The sequence below is a fragment of the Candidatus Neomarinimicrobiota bacterium genome, assembly GCA_021157965.1.
In the GTDB taxonomy this organism is placed as follows: domain Bacteria; phylum Fidelibacterota; class Fidelibacteria; order Fidelibacterales; family Fidelibacteraceae; genus Fidelibacter.
This window is the reverse complement of record JAGGVO010000037.1, coordinates 1-18,283: the sequence shown is the minus strand read 5'-3', so window position 1 is coordinate 18,283 and position 18,283 is coordinate 1. Positions and strand designations below refer to the sequence as shown.

The 18,283-nt window shown below is 44.0% G+C and carries 14 protein-coding genes; 10 read left to right on the top strand and 4 right to left on the bottom strand.

The window, feature by feature from the left end:
- Positions 1-10: 10 nt before the first annotated feature.
- From J7K63_04640 to J7K63_04630, 3 genes are read left to right on the top strand one after another with little or no spacing between them, the layout of a single operon-like run.
- Positions 11-634 (top strand): ATP-binding cassette domain-containing protein, encoded by a 624-nt coding sequence (locus J7K63_04640; protein ID MCD6234310.1) that lies wholly within the window; start codon positions 11-13, stop codon positions 632-634.
- The gene (locus J7K63_04635; GenBank protein MCD6234309.1) at positions 631-1,428 is read left to right on the top strand and encodes an ABC transporter permease; all 798 of its coding nucleotides are present in this window, start codon (positions 631-633) and stop codon (positions 1,426-1,428) included. Before J7K63_04640 ends, J7K63_04635 begins: the two co-directional genes overlap by 4 nt.
- Positions 1,425-2,072: a threonylcarbamoyl-AMP synthase gene (locus J7K63_04630; GenBank protein MCD6234308.1), complete on the top strand. Its 648-nt coding sequence runs from the start codon at positions 1,425-1,427 to the stop codon at positions 2,070-2,072. Before J7K63_04635 ends, J7K63_04630 begins: the two co-directional genes overlap by 4 nt.
- On the opposite strand, the gene J7K63_04625 is transcribed toward J7K63_04630, so the two are convergent.
- Positions 2,066-2,908 (bottom strand): DUF4835 family protein, encoded by an 843-nt coding sequence (locus J7K63_04625; GenBank protein MCD6234307.1) that lies wholly within the window; start codon positions 2,906-2,908, stop codon positions 2,066-2,068. The genes J7K63_04630 and J7K63_04625 overlap by 7 nt on opposite strands.
- Before the next feature lie 119 nt (positions 2,909-3,027).
- On the opposite strand from J7K63_04625, the gene J7K63_04620 reads away from it, so the two are divergent.
- The 5 genes from J7K63_04620 to J7K63_04600 all read left to right on the top strand — a co-directional run bounded on the left by J7K63_04620 (position 3,028) and on the right by J7K63_04600 (position 11,300).
- Positions 3,028-4,836 carry a carbamoyltransferase gene (locus tag J7K63_04620; GenBank protein MCD6234306.1) on the top strand — a complete coding sequence of 603 codons (1,809 nt, stop codon included), beginning with the start codon at positions 3,028-3,030 and terminating at the stop codon, positions 4,834-4,836.
- Complete coding sequence (locus tag J7K63_04615; protein ID MCD6234305.1) at positions 4,837-5,235, top strand: hypothetical protein; 399 nt, start codon at positions 4,837-4,839, stop codon at positions 5,233-5,235.
- A 176-nt stretch (positions 5,236-5,411) separates the two neighbouring features.
- A complete protein-coding gene (locus tag J7K63_04610; protein ID MCD6234304.1) occupies positions 5,412-7,346 on the top strand; it encodes an SGNH/GDSL hydrolase family protein in 1,935 nt (644 codons plus the stop codon).
- Positions 7,336-9,240 (top strand): hypothetical protein, encoded by a 1,905-nt coding sequence (locus J7K63_04605; GenBank protein MCD6234303.1) that lies wholly within the window; start codon positions 7,336-7,338, stop codon positions 9,238-9,240. Before J7K63_04610 ends, J7K63_04605 begins: the two co-directional genes overlap by 11 nt.
- A 68-nt stretch (positions 9,241-9,308) precedes the next feature.
- On the top strand, positions 9,309-11,300 hold the full coding sequence (locus J7K63_04600; GenBank protein ID MCD6234302.1) for a urocanate hydratase: 1,992 nt from the start codon (positions 9,309-9,311) through the stop codon (positions 11,298-11,300).
- Here the strand turns inward: J7K63_04600 and J7K63_04595 are convergent.
- The 3 genes from J7K63_04595 to mltF are packed head-to-tail and all read right to left on the bottom strand — an operon-like array spanning position 11,297 to position 15,978.
- Positions 11,297-11,518 carry a zinc ribbon domain-containing protein gene (locus J7K63_04595; protein MCD6234301.1) on the bottom strand — a complete coding sequence of 74 codons (222 nt, stop codon included), beginning with the start codon at positions 11,516-11,518 and terminating at the stop codon, positions 11,297-11,299. The two genes, J7K63_04600 and J7K63_04595, sit on opposite strands and share 4 nt — an antisense overlap.
- A complete protein-coding gene (locus J7K63_04590; GenBank protein ID MCD6234300.1) occupies positions 11,511-14,519 on the bottom strand; it encodes a hypothetical protein in 3,009 nt (1,002 codons plus the stop codon). Before J7K63_04590 ends, J7K63_04595 begins: the two co-directional genes overlap by 8 nt.
- 13 nt (positions 14,520-14,532) lie before the next feature.
- Positions 14,533-15,978 (bottom strand): membrane-bound lytic murein transglycosylase MltF, encoded by a 1,446-nt coding sequence (mltF, locus tag J7K63_04585; GenBank protein MCD6234299.1) that lies wholly within the window; start codon positions 15,976-15,978, stop codon positions 14,533-14,535.
- A gap of 70 nt (positions 15,979-16,048) precedes the next feature.
- Here mltF and J7K63_04580 point away from each other — a divergent pair, with 70 nt between their 5' ends.
- Together J7K63_04580 and J7K63_04575 are read left to right on the top strand one after the other, a co-directional pair.
- Entirely contained in the window at positions 16,049-16,513 is a 465-nt protein-coding gene (locus J7K63_04580; protein MCD6234298.1) for a GNAT family N-acetyltransferase, read from the top strand.
- 5 nt (positions 16,514-16,518) lie between these two features.
- Positions 16,519-18,093, top strand: a complete 1,575-nt coding sequence (locus tag J7K63_04575; protein MCD6234297.1) for a hypothetical protein — start codon at positions 16,519-16,521, stop codon at positions 18,091-18,093.
- Positions 18,094-18,283 lie beyond the last annotated feature (190 nt).

Sequence of the window (18,283 nt, the reverse complement as noted above, 5' to 3'; positions counted from 1 at the left end):
AGGAGTGATATTGATAAAGTTTGAAAACATTTATGTGAAAAAAAAGGATAAAGTTATTTTAAATCATATCTCCGGAGAAATTCGTGAGGGTGACAGGATTCTCATTACCGGTCCCTCAGGAAGTGGAAAAACGACATTCCTGAAAACACTCCTCTTTTTTGATTATCCCGAAACAGCAGAAATCAGTTTTCAGAACCGGAAAGTGAGTAAAAAAGACATTCATCAATACAGATCCGTATTTGGTTATATTGGACAAAATCCGCCGGCATTCACCGGTAAAACCTCTTCTCTGATGCGGTTTATGGTGAGAAATATAGAAGATAAGCATAAGCAGTTGATGGAGCTGATGGATTTTTTCTCCCTGGATGATAAGTTACTGGACAGCTCTTTCCTGTCCTTGTCCAACGGTGAAAAACAACGGATTAACATCATTATTTCATTGCTTTTAAACCGGAATATCTACTTGCTGGACGAAATTACATCAAATCTCGATCCTGAAAATGTCCAAAAAACCATCCGGTGCTTTTCCCGTGAGGATCTCACATGCCTTGTGGTGAGTCACCAGGAAGAGTGGCAGACCTTTGCAACACGCCGGTGGAATCTCAACGGAACTTTAAAGGAGGTGAACACATGAATACACAGGGAACCTTTGATATTCCCATTATGAATATTGTCATGTATAGTTCCATCCTGTTTGTTCCCCTTTTAATTTTCATCTGGTTGGATCTTAAAGTGTATAAAGATTTATTCATTTCAATTACCCGGATGATTCTCCAGTTGATTTTCATCGGTCTTTATCTGAAATACCTTTTCATTTATGATCAGATCTGGCTGAATCTTTCCTGGGTTCTTATCATGATCCTTGCGGCGAATTTTACTATTCTGAAAAACAGCGGCATGCTGAACAAACGCATTTATCTGACCATAATTCCCGTTTATTTTGTTATTGTTTTCCTGGTCTTTCTTACGTTTTTAATCCCTCTGGGATATGAAAACCTCCGTTCAGCCCGGTATATGATTCCTTTGATCGGCATGATTCTGGGGAATATCCTGAGCAGTAACATCATCGGCTTACAGCGTTTTTATGAAGATCTTATCCATCATGAAGATGATTACATTCAGTATATCCTGGCCGGTGCCGGTTTTATCGAAGCCATTAAACCCTTTGCACGGCATGCACTAAAAACGTCAATTATGCCTAAACTCGGGGTGATGGCTACCATGGGACTTGTATCGATTCCCGGAATGATGACAGGGCAGATTCTGGGCGGTGTTCCTCCGGTTGCTGCCATTAAATATCAAATCGTTATTATGATCGGTATCTTTTCTTCTGCCACTTTATCTGTCATTTGTTCAATCCTGGTGTCTGCTATTTTAAATTTTGATGCCTATGGAAGAATTCGCAAGGATGTGAGAGATCTTCTATGAGTGAGTATATTAAAAACTATGAGGCTAAAAGAGATCTGATATTGAATATTTTACATTCAGGAGGTATTATTGCCTATCCTACGGATACGATTTTTGGTCTGGGCGTTGATGCTTTAAATCCAAAAGCCGTTGAAATCCTGTATGACCTGAAACAAAGACCTAACAAACTCCCTTTCAGTATTTTGTTTCCACGTGTGGAAAATATTCTTGAGATTACTAATTTATCCGAAAAATGCAGCCGTTTTTTGACCGATGTGTTCCCCGGACCTGTAACAGCCGTGTTGCCATTAAAAAACCCTCATTATTTTTCATCAGGATTTTTGTCGGACGAATACGCCGGATTCCGTATTCCGGAACATCCCTTTTGTCAATGGCTCTCGCAAAATTACGGGAATCCGGTGATTACCACATCGGCAAATCCCTCCGGTACGGCTCCCTTATTGACTCTCCATGAAATAGAAAAGGTGTATCGGAAAAAAATTGACCTTTATATCGACGATCCTGCTGACGGTTTTTCCCGTTCCAATTTACCCAGCACGGTTTTTAAAATAACCCGCGAAGGAAACATGGACATTCTCCGCGAAGGACAAATCCCGGGAAAGAAGCTGCTGGAAAGGTTTTATGAAATATCAGGAGATCAGTAGTATTTTTCAATGACAGAATCAAAATATTTTTTTTCATTGGGATTGATATCCCTGTATAAAGGCATAAATGAGGTGTCTTCCAAGGCAGACACGAAATACTCGACGTCTTTATAATGACTTTCGATAAAATCATTGGTGAATTTGTCTTTATTCCGGATACGTATAATTTCCTGTATCAGCAAGAGAGATTCCTTCAATTTGCTTAACGCAAGTTCCTTTTTTTGGTCTTCTATTGCCCAGAAAGCCTCGCTCAGAAAAAAACGGGCTTTTCTTAGCCTGTAATTCCGGGTAATAGCTTCAAAGTCAGAAATCCGGTTGCGCCAACCGGAGCTCCAGCGGCCGGACTGGCTTCTTTGGATAATCTGGTTGGCTTTTTCAAAAATCGCATTCCCTCCTAAAAGTTCAATAGCATCAAGTTCCGTACCGACTATCAGATATCCATAGTAATCTATGATGCCTGTTAATGGATTGAATATTCCCGTTGAACGGTACAGGGAAGCACCGCTTGAATATTCAAATTTCCACTGGGGATCGTAATACCGCTGATCATAATCATTGGTAAAAAATGCCTCGCAGGTGTACACCCGGTCTGTCCCGCTTTCATCAATGCTCCGGATAAATATGGATATCCGGTAGGGTATCTGAAAATCATAGGTTTCATCCGAAAAGGATTCTGTTTGGATATATTGGATAATTTGTTGCTTAAGTTCTTCTATTTCAGGAAGATAAGAGGATTCGATTCTTTCTGAATCCATACTGACATTCGGGATTAAAACCTGACCCGAGAGAAAAACAGGGATAAGTAAAATAAATTTAAGAATTTTATTTATTGCCATGGATATCTCCTTATTTAATCATACTTGAATTTAGTCGGGTTGTCCATCTTTGTAAAGATATAATCACGCTTGTTCCCTTAGGGATTATCCCGTATTTTTCACAAAATTTCAGGGGAGAGATGGACCTTATTCTTGGAATATCGGCGTATTATCATGACAGTGCCGCTGCGATTATCAAAGGTGATACGATACTTGCGGCCGCCCAGGAAGAACGGTTTACCCGGATTAAACACGATTCCTCATTTCCTGAACATGCCATCCGCTATTGCCTGAATGAAGCAGGTGTTTCACCTTCGGATCTCAAGGCAGTCGCTTTTTATGATAAACCCTTTTTGAAATTTGAACGAATTCTGGATACATATTTGCACTATGCCCCTCGGGGGCTCTTTTCTTTTACCAAAGCGATTCCTGTGTGGATAAAACAAAAAATCTGGATAAAATCCCTGATTCATGATCAGCTGCCCGGTTTTAAGGGGGAATTATTATTTACCCGCCACCATCAGGCCCATGCAGCGTCTGCCTTTTTCCCTTCTCCTTTTGACAAAGCTGCGATTGTCACTGTCGATGGGGTAGGGGAGTGGACAACAACCAGTATTGGTGAAGGTCATGGTCATTCCATCCGAATGATGCAGGAAATCCATTTTCCCCATTCTCTGGGACTCCTGTATTCGGCATTTACATACTATTGTGGCTTTAAGGTGAATTCCGGAGAATACAAATTGATGGGACTTGCCCCATACGGCCGCCCGGTTTATACAAGTATCATTAAAGAACACCTGATTGATATCAGGCCGGATGGCTCCTTTGGTATGAATATGTCCTATTTTAACTATGTTTCAGGTCTTACCATGGTAAACCGGCGTTTTGAAAAATTATTCGGCTTTCCACGCCGTAAACCGGAGGAACCGGTCACCCAGCCTTATATGGATCTTGCAAGGTCCGTTCAGGAAATTACCAATGAAGTGATGATAAAGATTGCCCGGTATGCTAAAACACTGACAGGACTGGACACTCTTTGTATGGCCGGCGGTGTGGCCCTTAATTGTGTAGCAAACAGCCGGATACTTAAATCCGGACTCTTTTCGGATATCTGGATTCAACCGGCTGCCGGTGATGCCGGCGGGGCTTTGGGTGCTGCTTTGTCAACATATTATGAGTATTACAATAATCCCCGGTCTGTTGCTGATCCGGATTTACAACAGGGCAGCCTGCTGGGTCCTGTTTACAATCACGAAGAGATTGAAATCTTTCTGAAATCCCACAATATCCGTTACAAGACGTATGATAAAGAATCACTCGTGGACATAACAGCAGAATATCTGAATCAACAAAAAGTTGTAGGCTGGTTTCAGGGGCGAATGGAATTTGGTCCGCGTGCCCTGGGAAACCGGAGTATCCTGGCCGATCCAAGATCTCCAAAAATGCAAAAACAACTGAATCTGAAAATAAAGTTCCGTGAATCTTTCAGACCCTTTGCTCCGTCAGTTTTGGAAGAGTTCTCTAAGAATTATTTTGACCTCAATACGAAAAGTCCTTATATGTTGCTTACTGCCGACGTTCTCGAGAATCAACGGTTGAAAATCCATGAAGAGAAGGAAGGACTGGAAAAATTACACATGAAACGTTCCAATATTCCGGCTGTAACGCATGTGGATTATTCTGCCCGCCTTCAAACCGTGAACCGGAAAACAAATTCTCTCTTTTACAGTCTGATTTCTTCTTTCTATCGCCTTACCGGTTGCCCTCTTCTGGTTAATACGTCCTTCAATGTGAGAGGTGAACCCATTGTCAACAGCCCCAAAGATGCCTTTAGCTGTTTTATGAATACAGAAATGGATATCCTTGTAATGGAAGATTGTATAATTTTAAAAGAAGAACAATTCCATCTGAATCATAAGGACTGGAAAACCTTTTTTGGAAAAGATTAGATGATTATTCCCTTTCACACCATCCGAACAAAAACCTCCCGGCAGTTTGTTCTGATACTTCTGGGTTTTCTGATTGTTTATCAGGTCATTTCACTCTTTAAAGGAAATGATCCCAATCCGGTGTTGCTGATAACGACAGGCTCCCTGGCCCTTCTTTTCCTTTTACCTGCAGTTGTTATCCGGAGTCTCTTCTGGGTTGTTACGGTCATCACGGGTATTCTGGGAACGGTTTTAACATTCCTGCTCTTAAGTCTTATTTTTTTTCTTCTTATCTTTCCTTTGGGATTCTTTCGCCGGATACTCGGAAGAAGTCCGCTGGATGACAGGTTTAAAAAAGGAAATCAAACATATTGGCGTCCTGTTCATGAACAAAACAATGATATGACAAAGCAGTATTAAGGATGAGCCCATGAGTAAATGGATGATTATCAAAGAATTTTTTCAATATGCAAAAGACAATAAACGATACCTCATTTTCCCCATCGTCATTATTCTGCTACTGTTGGGGGTGATTATAATTTTTTCGCAGGGAAGTGCTCTGGCTCCCTTTATTTATGCACTGTTTTGAGGATGGAATGTCGCTGAAAAAATGGAAAAAAATGTTCTTTTCAATCCTGCTGATTCTGACAGGTATTTCCCTCTTTGCCTTGACGGAATGGGTTCTTCACATTTTTCATCTGGGAGAAGAGTATGCACTCGTTGAAGAAGTGGAGATTTATCATAAACCATACTACAGGATTAACCGGAAATTTCCGGAAAAATATTTCAGAAATCGTAAGACTGCACCGGAATTCAGAGATGAACTTATTCCCCGATATAAAGAAACTGCCGAAAAAAGGATACTTGTTTTAGGGGGCAGCACTGCCTTTGGTTTTCCCTATTCTTACAACATTACGTTTCCGGATATGCTGGAAGGGCTGTTGAACAGGGGGGATCCTGATCATGTTTGGAATGTAATCAATCTGGCGACCTCTGCCATCAACAGCTATTCCGTTTCCGATATTTTGCAACACAGTTCGGTTCTTGAACCGGATGCTCTCATCCTGTATATGGGTCACAATGAATTTTATGGAGCTTTTGGCAGTGCATCGTCCGAACGTGGTTTTACTTCTTACATTCTGACCCATCTGATTATGAAACTCCGGCAGACATATCTTTTTCAAGCCCTGTTGAAAGGGGTGAACCGCGCTCTGCCGGATGAAACGACAGAGGGTTCGCTCATGGCCAGGGTTGTGCGTGAACGCCAGATTCCTTATGGCTCACCACTCTATTTAAAAACCCGTTTGAATTATATCAAAAATCTGCATCGGATTTGCAAAACAGCGGAAAAAATGGGTATTCCCGTTTATATTGGAACACTTACAAGTAATGAACGGTCTCAGGTTCCTTTTGCATCAGATTTTCAGGATGAAGCATTAGACCAGGTTTCCCTCTATAAAGAATTTACTTTTTTTAGGGATCGCCATGACACAACTGGCGTGGAAATGTGGCTTAAAGATATGGAACTCTGGGAACCTCAATCAGCTCTGTTGGCCTATTGCAAAGGAAAATACCATGAGTGGCAGGGCAGGACGGACAGCGCCTCCTATTATTATGTTTTAGCCAGAGACCTGGATGTTCTCCGGTTCAGGGCCGGATCAGACTGGAATGTTGCAATTCGCCAGTTTGCCCGGGAAAATGACTGGATATGCGTCCCTGTTGATGAAGCCTTTCATGAGGATTCCGCTCCCCATGCCCCGGGGGAAAACCTCTTTCATGAACATGTCCATCCGAAGGAGAATGGATATATGCTGATGGCTGAAACTTTTTATAAAAGCCTGGAAAGTTCAGGATTTTATCAGACAAAAATTCCTTACAACGTAATTAAATCTGATTTCGAAGCCCACTATCCACTGACCCCCTTTGAATTAACAGTTGGCGAACTGACAATAAAAAAACTCATGTCCAGATGGCCCTTTGTTTCTGATAATCAGTCATTTACATTCAAACCTTCAAACACGACAGAACACTATGCCTGGGAATATTTGAATGGTAATATCAGTTGGGGGAAGGCTAATCAGTCACTGATTGATTACCATTTAAACAGGAAGGAAACCGGATTGGCAATTCGGTATGTGAACAGCATCAGAGCCGTTTTATCCTATGAAGCGGGTCCGGTGATACAACTTGTTCACATCCTGCTGGATGAAAACCGGCCGGATGAAGCCCTGCAGGTTTTAAAAAAGACAGATGAAAGACTGGATGATCCTTATCTCTGGTTTCTTGAAGGATCGGTTTATATGAATCGCTTTGAATATGATTTTGCTATTTATGCCTTGAATAGAACCCGGCGAATCGTTTTGAGGAATCAGTCCATCTTTCCTCATGAAAAGATAGCTCAACTTTATCATCTTCTGTCAAAAGCTCTTATCATCACCGGAAGAATGGATGAGGTGGAAGTCGTAAAAAAAGAGGCTGAGCAGAAGTTTCAACTTAACATTGATTTGGATTCTTTAAAAAATGGTTCGTAATACGGAAAGAAAAAAAAGGTTTCTGTTCCATTTCATTTTTGGAATCCTGATTATTGCCCTTTTTTTCATGGTTGAAGTGGGATTGCGTTTAGCGGGATATGGCCATTCTTACAGGATCTGTATCGAAAAGGAATTTAACGGGCATACTTATTTGGCAATAAATTCCGACGCCGGGAGAAAATACTTTTTCAAAGAGGTGGCACCTGGTGTGTCCACAGATATGTTTCTTAAAGACAAACCGGAGAACACATACCGGGTCTTCGTCCTGGGCGGATCAACCAGTGCAGGATACCCCTGGGAATACAATTTTTCCTTTTCCAATATTCTTAAAGAGCATTTGTCCCATTATAAACCGGCATCTCACATTGAGATGGTTAATTTTTCCATGCCGGCAGTGAACAGCTATGCCGTTCTGGATATTTTCCGACAAATATCCGATTACAAACCTGACCTGGTCATTGTTTATACCGGGCATAATGAATTTTACGGAAGTATGGGTGCCGGAGAAGGCGGGACTTCCGTTATGCTGAAAAGGCTTGTCCTTATTCTCAGGGATCTGCGGTTTTATCAGCTAATGGAGAAGAGTGTTGGAAATTTGTTTTCCAGGCAAAAGGGAGAGGATACCTCAAATCTCATGCACCGTCTTGCCGGTGAACGGGTTGTGGAACCTGAAAGTCGCATCTGCTCAGCGGTAGCGCGTCAATACCGTAAAAATCTCAATGCTTTGTGCCGGCATGCAAAAAGACATCATATCAATCTTTTACTGATGAGACCTGTCAGCAATGTGACGGGGATTCCTCCCTTTGCATCATGGGATATGGCGGATCGGGAGAATATTCAAAAAGTGATTGACAGCGTAACATCCGGGATTCGTCATGGTGAGTATTCCGCTGCTTCCGTTGAATTGAAAAAACAGCTTGAAATAACACCCCATCATGCCCGTTTACACTATCTTCTGGGTCAATGCATGTTATCTCTCCGGCAGGAAGATATGGCGATGGAGCATTTTAAACGAGCCCGTGATCTGGATATTTATCCGTTCAGGATGCCTGGAACCCTGGACAGTATCCTTATTCAGACAGCATCCAAATGGTCGGTACCGCTGTTTGATACAGAGCAGGTCCTGGCTTTGGAAAAAGCCCGGAATTACCCCCGTTATTTCTGTGATCACCTGCATTTTTCCATGGAAGGATTAAAAAGGGTCGGTGAATCCCTGGCGGAATATTTGCTGAAAAGACCGGTTCAACTCCTGGATGAGATGGACCATTTTACGCGGCTGGATTCCCTGCTCGGTGAAATCCGCCTGGATATTTTATTGAGGACATGGCCATATACGGATGATTTTCACGTAAACCGCCCTCGTTTCAGCCCTGAAAATGCATATGACCGGATTGTGATGAGGGTATGGGAAAATTCTCTGAGCTGGGAGGAAGGACATGTATACGCCGCCCGCCTGCAGGAAAAAGAGGGAAAACTGGATGCCGCCATCCGGGAGTATCAGGCATTGTGGCATTTGATGCCTTTTAATGAAGCCCCTCTCGTGGAATCAGCCCGTCTTGCCATACAGCTTCAAAATTGGAAAAACGCTGCCGAGTGGAGCAAGACGGCACTGGATATCTATTTCAATGCCAGGGCTTTATTGTATCGCATCCAGGCTGAAGCCGCTTTGGGGCATGTGGGTACAATCGTATCGCTTATGAATTCCTATCAAAACCAGGTATTGAAGAGCAATCCTGAAATCAGGGGCATTTTATACTATTTTGAAGGATGGGCTTATGCCAACCAGCAGGAGTACGGAAAGGCACTCAATTCATTGGATAAAGCACTGGATTTATTACCGGGATATCGGCAGGCTTTGAATCTCAAGCATGATATTCAGGCTGTTTTTCAATAAATTCAATAGTAGCAATTAAAATAATTACAGAGGTATCTGTCATGAAAAAAGAAAATCAGGGATCCATGATGGCCATCGGTCTTTCAAAGGAATTGCCTCCGGATCCGGTTTTTGATCCGTCCATCCGCCGTGCTCCGGATCGGGGTTTCAGGCTGAATGAAAAAGAAACACGCCAGGCACTGAAGAATGCCCTTCGGTATATACCACGCGAACTTCATGAAACTTTAGCCCCGGAGTTTTTACATGAATTGAAAACACGGGGACGGATTTACGGGTATAGGTATAAACCGACAGAGCGCCTTTGGGGCAGACCTGTAGATTCCTATAAGGGAATTCTTCCTGCCAGGGCTTTGCAGGTGAATATCGATAACAATCTGGATCCTGATGTGGCACTCTATCCTTATGAACTGGTAACCTATGGGGAGACGGGACAAATTTTCCAAAACTGGATGCAGTACCGTCTGGTAAAACAATATCTGGAAATCATGAGGGAAGACCAGACGCTCGTTGTAAGCAGCGGACACCCGGTTGGACTCTTTCCGTCCCATGAAAACGCCCCCCGGGTTATCTCTACTAACGGTCTCCTTGTGGGTGCCTGGGATAATCCGGAAAATTTCCACAAATGCGCCGCCCTGGGAGTGAGTAATTACGGTCAGATGACCGCCGGAGGCTGGATGTATATCGGTCCACAGGGAATAGTCCACGGAACGTATATTACGCTGCTGAATGCAGGCAGAAAATACCTTGGAATTCCTGAGAATAAAGATCTGGCAGGTGTTCTTTTCATTTCTTCCGGATTAGGCGGAATGAGTGGTGCCCAGGCAAAAGCTGTCGAAATTGCCGGAGGAGTCGGCATAATCGCTGAAGTGGATCAATCAAGAATTAAGACCCGCTATGACCAGGGGTGGGTCTCCGAAATCAGCGATGATTTGAATAAAGTTGTTGAATCAGCGTTAAAGTATAAGAAAAAGAAACAAGCTGTCTCCATTGCTTATTATGGCAATGTGGTGGATTTACTGGAATATTGCGCAGGAAATAATGTCCCTGTCGAACTGTTGTCCGACCAGACATCCTGCCACGCCGTCTATGAGGGAGGATATACACCTGCCGGCATGAGTTTTGAAGAGGGCAGGGAACTTCTAAAATCAAATCCTTCCCGATTTAGAGAAAAAGTGAATGTTTCCCTGAAACGCCACTTTGAGTGTATTCAAAGACTCGTTCAAAAAGGTGCTCATTTTTGGGATTACGGAAACAGCTTCATGGCGAGCATTTTCGAAGCAGGTGAGGTAAGAGTAGCCAAAAACGGTAAAGATGTATCAGAGGGCTTTATTTGGCCCTCATACGTGGAAGATATCATGGGTCCCGTCTGCTTTGATCGGGGATTTGGTCCTTTCCGCTGGGTCTGTCTGAGCCGGAAAGATGAAGATTTGCGGAAAACGGACCAGGCGGCTTTGTCTTGTATAGATCCTTCAAAGAGTTCACTTCACAGGGATAATTATCACTGGATTGATACGGCGGATCAAAACAATCTGGTTGTTGGGACAAAAGCCAGAATTTTATATGCAGATGAAGAGGGCCGGATTAAGATTGCCCTGAAATTCAATGATCTGGTTCGCAAAGGAGAAATCGGCCCTGTTTTGCTGGGACGGGATCATCATGATGTTTCCGGGACCGATTCGCCTTTTCGGGAGACAGCTAACATTTACGACGGCAGCCGCATCACCGCCGATATGTCTGTCCAGTGTTTTGGGGGAAATATTGCCAGGGGCATGACCCTTGTCGTCTTATCAAATGGTGGCGGTGTGGGGATTGGTCGTGCCAGTAACGGCGGGAACGGTATTTTACTGGATGGCAGCGACAAAGCAGACCGGGTTATAAAATCCGGACTCTCCTGGGATGTGATGGGCGGGGTGGCCCGCCGGAGCTGGTCTGGCAATGAACCGGCAATAAAAACAGCCCGAATATGGAATGAAAACCATACAGACGGACACATTACCATGCCCTATAAGGCAGATGATGCATTATTGACAGAAATTATGGACAGAAACCCGGAGCACTAACCACGGGTTAAGAAATCAAAAATATTTCCCAGAGCCGTCGTTTCCGATTTGTAGAGCTCAGTGTATCTGCAGCGTGTACAGCTTACGGCAACAAATTTTTTGTTCTGTACATCGAAAATTTTACTGAATCCTCCGCCGGTTGTCCGAATTTGATCCACCTCATAATCCGTATTACCGCATTTGGGACACGTGTAGTTTAATCGGGTTTGATTATTCATTGTTACCTTTCTTTATGTGTGAAATGGTTTTTAAGATATAATTTAATAAAGCATTCCGTTCTTGGGTGCCGGGGATGGATTCAAAGGGAATCCCCAGTGCAATAACTGAATAATCACCATGATACAGAGATCCGGCACTGATATTATTATCTGTGTAACGGAACAGAGTTTTGGCAGCAAGGTCTTTGACGGGTTCAATTCCGTCCGGGGATTCCACGGCATACAGGGTATCATTCAATTCTGAAACATAGGTAAAGACGGACGGGGTATCTGAAGAGCTTTCCACTGCACGAATTTCTCCGCTTCTTGAGGCATAGTTTGTGCGCCATGTAAATTTGAGAATTTCTTCACAGAATTTCTGATCCTCGGGGTATGCCATGGCATCGGTCCCGATATAAGCGCCACTGACAAAAATTATCCCATTTTTTTGCCTTGAATAGTCTGTCAACAGCCTTTTCAATGCAGGAGTCCACACACGGTACCGCGGTTTCCGGTACTCCTTGACTCCGGGCGTGGTTTTTTGTTCGCCATTTATCACATCAAGGAGTGAATAGGGGGAGACTGAAAATGAAGAATCCTGTAATACACCGGTCTGACAGGAAGCAAAAGAATATCCTTGCGCCAGAAGTGCCTGTCCGTGAATTGCCGTATAATCAAAGGTATTACCGGCGATTATCTTTGTTTCATAATCTGCAAAACTGGCCCCGTGTCCGGGATTATCATCATCCAGCCATTTCACATTCCTGTTAAATTCATACTGAGATCCCACATAACTCACATCCCGTCCCCAGGGGACACCCTGGTCCAGAAAATCGGCAAAACCGGCAATGGGATTTTTTTCAAGTGTTGCCGGGGCACTGACCCGGTCGAAATTGTATATCACAAGAGCTGTGTCTGTTCCTTCGGATATACCTGCAGATAAAACCACAGATGGAAAACTTTCTCCGCCGCTGTTCACTGCCGTCACCCTGAAACTGTGAACCGTATTTTTTTCGATTGATGGGATAGTCAGAAAAGGATCACTGCATATACGCGGTGCTCCGAAAGTCCCGTTGTTTGTCCGGGTGTAAACCAGATAATATTCAGGATCTGCAGAAGGCTCCAGCGGATCACTGACTCCGCGCCAGCTCAGTTTCAGATCATTACCCTGAAGCAGGACAGCAAAATCCTTAACAGGAAGGGGTTGGACCGTATAGGCGCGGTTTTGGGATGTAGCCAGGAATTTCAGGATTGCCTTGTAAATCGCCCGTGAAACATCAAAGCGGAAGTATGGATCCAGCCCGAATTTCATATCCAAAAAGTTATGATGGGATAAGAGCTCCAGAAGCCCGGCCGGAACGTTGGGCTTCCAGGCTTCGTTGTATTTCCGGTCCCACAACCCGCGACGGTTCCATATCGGGTCATACAAACGTTGCAAATCGTCGACGATCTGTGTCTGTAAAATATCGGCAAAATCCCGGCTTGCAATGCGATTCACTCCATTCGGAAATAAAAGAGTATCATTCAGGCCCTTTGAGCTGTAAATCATCAACGTTCCGATAACCGTATCATTTTTGGCTGATCCGGCATCAGTGTGAAAAGCGAGGGACAAATCCACAGGGATATTCAGGCCTTTCAGATTTTTTCGGGCTGAATCAGCATACGTTCCCCCCAGGTAATTCACCCAGGCTCCCCGGCACTGATAATCATCGTTATAATCCAGCGTATCATCATTCAGATTATAAACCAATGTGTCGGGAAATCCGGCATATTGGAGGTAATAACGGGCTCCTTCAACAAAACGTGGACGATGACTTATCCGGCCGTTCCGGGAGACATTCCCCATCCCCCCGCCAAGCCGTACCGCATCAGCCGAAATGACTTTACCGGGAAATTTGCAGAAATTTGTTAACACAACAGAACCCGATTCCGGGTTTAATCCCTCATAAAAATGATATGTCCCGGCATAAACCCATGTGTGATACCCCATCTTCTGATTCGCCAGTATGCGGGTTTTCCCTCCGGCATGGCGCACAATGTATTCGGCGTCGTTTACAGCATCAGATGTATCCGCCCAGGAAAGGTACAGGGCATAATCGCCGGTTTCGGGGATGTCCGGTACATATAATATGGAATCGGAGACCACCGTATCAGAAAGCATAAAGGACCATTTTCCCGAAAGAAAAGGATTTTCGCCTTTTTCATAGGGAGGATTTCCCATGGAGAAACCGGGGGATCCTCCATGATGGATCCTTTGACTGTATTTTACATAAGAGTTCCCGGTTGATGTATCATCATCTACAATGACTTCGTAAGTTTGTATATTCCTCTCACGGGGAAAAAGAACGGTACCGCCGGCATTCTCCAGCATTGGGGCCAGAAAGGGAAGGGTATATGCCATGGGATAGATATCTTCCACAATCTGGAATACACGGGCTCTTTGCCATTCCCAGCGATCCAGACTGTTTTCATAATACCAGCCGTGACTGTGCCACAGGGCGATGTGAGAACCGTATAAGCCATTGTAAGGACGGACCGGATGATCGGGATAGCGGATCAGGGGAACAGGAGGAACTTTTTTCGGTTTTGCCATGCGGGCTTTGTCGTAATTTGCCGTATCCCGGCGGAAATAATTTGGTACGAGTTCATACAATTCATAACCGTTGCTGTAAATCATGACTTTTGAATCCCTGAAACGCCAACCGGCGGATCTGAGAATTTGTGACCGCAACCAGTTCACCTCATCTTCACGGTAGGGTTTGAAAGCAAAAGCACTGTTCATATAAAGTTCAATCGTATTCTTTTCCTCAAGATATGACAGCGAATCCAAATGGGCATAAAGGGGAATCAACCTGTGGACGGGGTCTTTTCGAATACCATCGAGATAATCACTGATTCGGGTGTACAATCGATACACCGTGCCGTTATCCGGATGGATCGGTGCTTTTTTCGAGGGGAAAATTGTTAAAGTAGCACAGGATGTCAGGGACAGAAATAATACAATCAGGTAAAGTTTTTTCATTTTCTTCAGGGCCTCATTTCTCTTGAGAAGGTTTCGTACTTGTGGAATCCGGATTCAGCTCCTTCGGTTGGAACAGGGTTTGTTCAAGGATATCCCGGTAGTTGATAATTCTTTCTACGTAACGGACCGGCTCCATGCCCCTCGCATAACCAAATGTCAGTTTTGGGTAATATTTTGGCTGATTCAAAAGGGGAAGGACCGATTTCAGATCATGCCAGGAATCGGGATTTTTTCCCAGCTCTGTTGCCAGTCTGCGGGCATCCGTCAAATGACCAAATCCTACATTATAAGCCGCAAGGGCAAAAAGATACCGGTCATTAGGCTGGACAGACAAAGGAATTCGGTCGATCAATCCTGCCAGATAACGGGCGCCTCCGAAGATACTTTGTTTCGGATCCAGACGGTTTGACACATCGACAGCCTTAGCCGTCGTTTGGGTGAGCATCATGAGTCCCCGGACCCCGGTAGGACTGGTAGCCTGGGAATTCCAGTGGGATTCCTGATAGGATTGGGCCGCCAGGAGAGTCCACGGGATGTTGTATTTTTCGCCTGCTTCTTCAAACCATTTCCGGTACAGAGGCAGGCGGGTTTCTATACGCCAGTGAAATGTCCGGATATCAAAATAATCGAATAACTCATAATACCCAAAATATTTTGCTACAAGCTCATCCAGATATCCGCTCTTTTTTATTCTTTTAAACCATTTTTCTGCATATAGCTTCAAATCATACCCGTTTCTGCGAAAAATCCAGGCAACATCTTCCGCTTCGCTGACCGGAAACAATGGAATCAGTTCCGGAAAATATCGGCGGTAGAGGGAAATGATTTTGTCATCACAAATCGTGACATCGATCTCTCCCAGCCAGACCTTTTCCAGAATCTGTTCGGTGGATAAAACGGTTGTAGTATCCCATTCCAATCCGGGGTACTCTTTTTTCAGCCGTTTTAAATTCTCCTCAAAGCTTGTCCCTGCTACAATAACCGGTTTAAACTGAAGTAATTCTTCCATGGAACGGGGAAGAATCCCGAAACGTTTTCCCACAACATACTGAGTTACTTCATAATATGTCGGTCCAAACAAGTATTGGTTCAATCTCTCCCGTGTGCGGGTCATTCCTGCAGCAGCGATGTCGCCTTCTCCATTCTGAATAGCTTGCAGGACTTCGTTGATATTATGCTTGATCCGGAACTCCATTTCAACACCGAGGGACCGGGCAAATAACGTTGCCAGTTCATATTCCATTCCCTTTGGACCGTCTGTTCCGTAATAATAGGTGGAAGAGGTATTGGTCGTGAGTACAATGATTTTTTTTCGTTTGCGGATGGTTTTCAGACTGGACAGAAAAAGACTGTCCAATACAATTCCCACCGTCACGAGAAATAAAAAACAGACCGAGATGATGAGGATCAGGCGATGTTGTAGTGTGTGATTTCCACTTTTTTTTGTATAATTGTTCAAGTTGGGTATATTTTTTCTGTGATTATACCTGCTTCAAATGAATATGTCAACATTAAGTCCCTGAAATTGAATGGATGAAACAAAAATTACACTCCATCGCTGGCAGGAACATGCAGCCCGGCGAGTAATAAAAAACATACGTTTTAAGGTGTTTGTTGAAGAACAGAAGGTTCCCGCGGAAGAAGAACTGGACCGTTTTGACCCCGTTTCACTTCACATTCTGCTTTACTTGAAAACCGGAGATGGATTTTATAAACCGGTGGCAACCGGCCGATTGATTCCCGATGGACATATTGGCAGAATTGCCGTGTTGAAAACCTATCGGGGACGGGGTTTCGGTCTCCTCATGATGGAAGTGCTGGAAAAAAAGGCCATGGAGAAGGGGCTCAAGAGTGTGGAACTGGATGCCCAGGTGCAGGCGCTTCCTTTTTATGAGAAAGCCGGCTACACTCCCTTTGGCAATGTTTTTATGGATGCGGGGATCCGGCATAAAAAAATGAAAAAAATCCTGAATAACCGTAACGACGAAATGTAAAAATGATGACAGAACAAAAAAAAGTCTTACACCTCATCACAGTGCTCATACTTTTTACGGCCTGCACACCGGATTTGAATGAAAAGACTCTGCAATTGACTTTACAGGATTGGACCCGGAATTACCGTAATGAACAGATTCGTAAAACGGATGTCTGGCAACTTTATTGCTCTGATAATTTTCCTGTTCAGAAGGATACGGCACACACACTCATCGAAAGGGGGGAGCTGCCGATAAAAACTGTTCCGTTGTTATCGTCTGAAAAACCGGGGACCTGGTTTTTGCAGGCGGAGGATTCCCTGGCAGCTGCTTTGACACATTTTATCTTCAACGGCGATACGGCAATGATTGGAGACCAATCAGTAGATATTCACGGACGTTTCCTTTTTACCCTGATTCCTTCAGGAGTAAAAGATGGGTATCATGAAGTTGTTGTTGCCGGGAATAATGCTGATCCGAAGGCACTGGCGGATTTTATTAACAAGGTTTCTCTGTTTCCCGAACCCTGGTTTGTTTATGATCGCAGAGTGATCATTCTGCCGGACTTGAAACAGGGGCAAAATCACAAATCAGTCGATTATCCCATCTTTCCTGAATCATCCGTATATGCGGATTGGATGCGAAAAATCAGGCAATCATCTGTCCCCGACGTTGTCGCAGAGGCTTTTGAAGCCTTTGTTACCCGTAATCCCATGCCTTTAATCGTTGATTCCCTGGCGACTTTTTTCTGGTTCGAACCGTCGGATGATAAACCGGTTTACCTGTTATCTGATAAAACCGGTTGGGACACATCCCCTAAAAGCCGGATGAAGCAGATTCCAAAAACCCATATCCATTTTTATCAAACAATTCTTCACCGGGAAGCCCGTATTGAATACCTGTATCGGATGGGAAATCAAGTTGAAAGGGATTATCTTAATCCGCGTTATACAGGAAACGGCTACTTTTCCCATTCCGTGCTGACGATGCCGGACCGGAGTCCTGCTTTTGAAATCACAAAACCACCCCTTGCATTTCAATCTGCTATCGATGAGTTTATATCAGATAATGGCAACAGAATTCGCCTGATTCTTCCTCCGGGATATCATCAGGCTTCATCCCGCTACAGAACCCTTTATATCCTCAATTCATATCAGAATATTTTCATCATCCGGACACTCATGGAAAATCTGATGCTCAGCGGAGCAATTCCTCCTGCCATCGTTGTTTTTCCAGGAAAAGAACCCTTGAAAGAACTGGTTTATATGGTGGATGAACGGTACAGAAGTTTGAAAAAACCGGAGTACCGAATGCTTTGTGCCTGGAGCGGCGAAACAGACAGGATGATTATCGATAACACCCTGTGGAAGAATTATCTGCTCTTTTCTCCCCTGGATATGCCCGTTTTCCCGGACGACAAAAACCCCGATTTTACCTTATTCATCTCTACAGGATTATATGACCTGAATGAAGCGGATATAACGACAAGAGCTTTGAAAGCCGGATACCCCGATAATTCTGTTGTGCATTATTTTCCCGGAGGACATCATCCGGAAGAGTGGTACAGAGCACTTATCCGTGAGTTGAAGAGAATGATGTAAGCGAGCAGTGGGTAGCCGACTGTCCACTGCCGACTAAATAGTGACGAGTAGCGAGTAGCGAGTTGACCATCCCTGAATAGTGTTGACAGAAATTACTCTCAATTAACTCATATTAAAGATAGAACAGACAGGACCATCAGGTATGCGTGAAGGGATATAGAATGTTCCGGAATTGGGTCGTTTTGTTAAG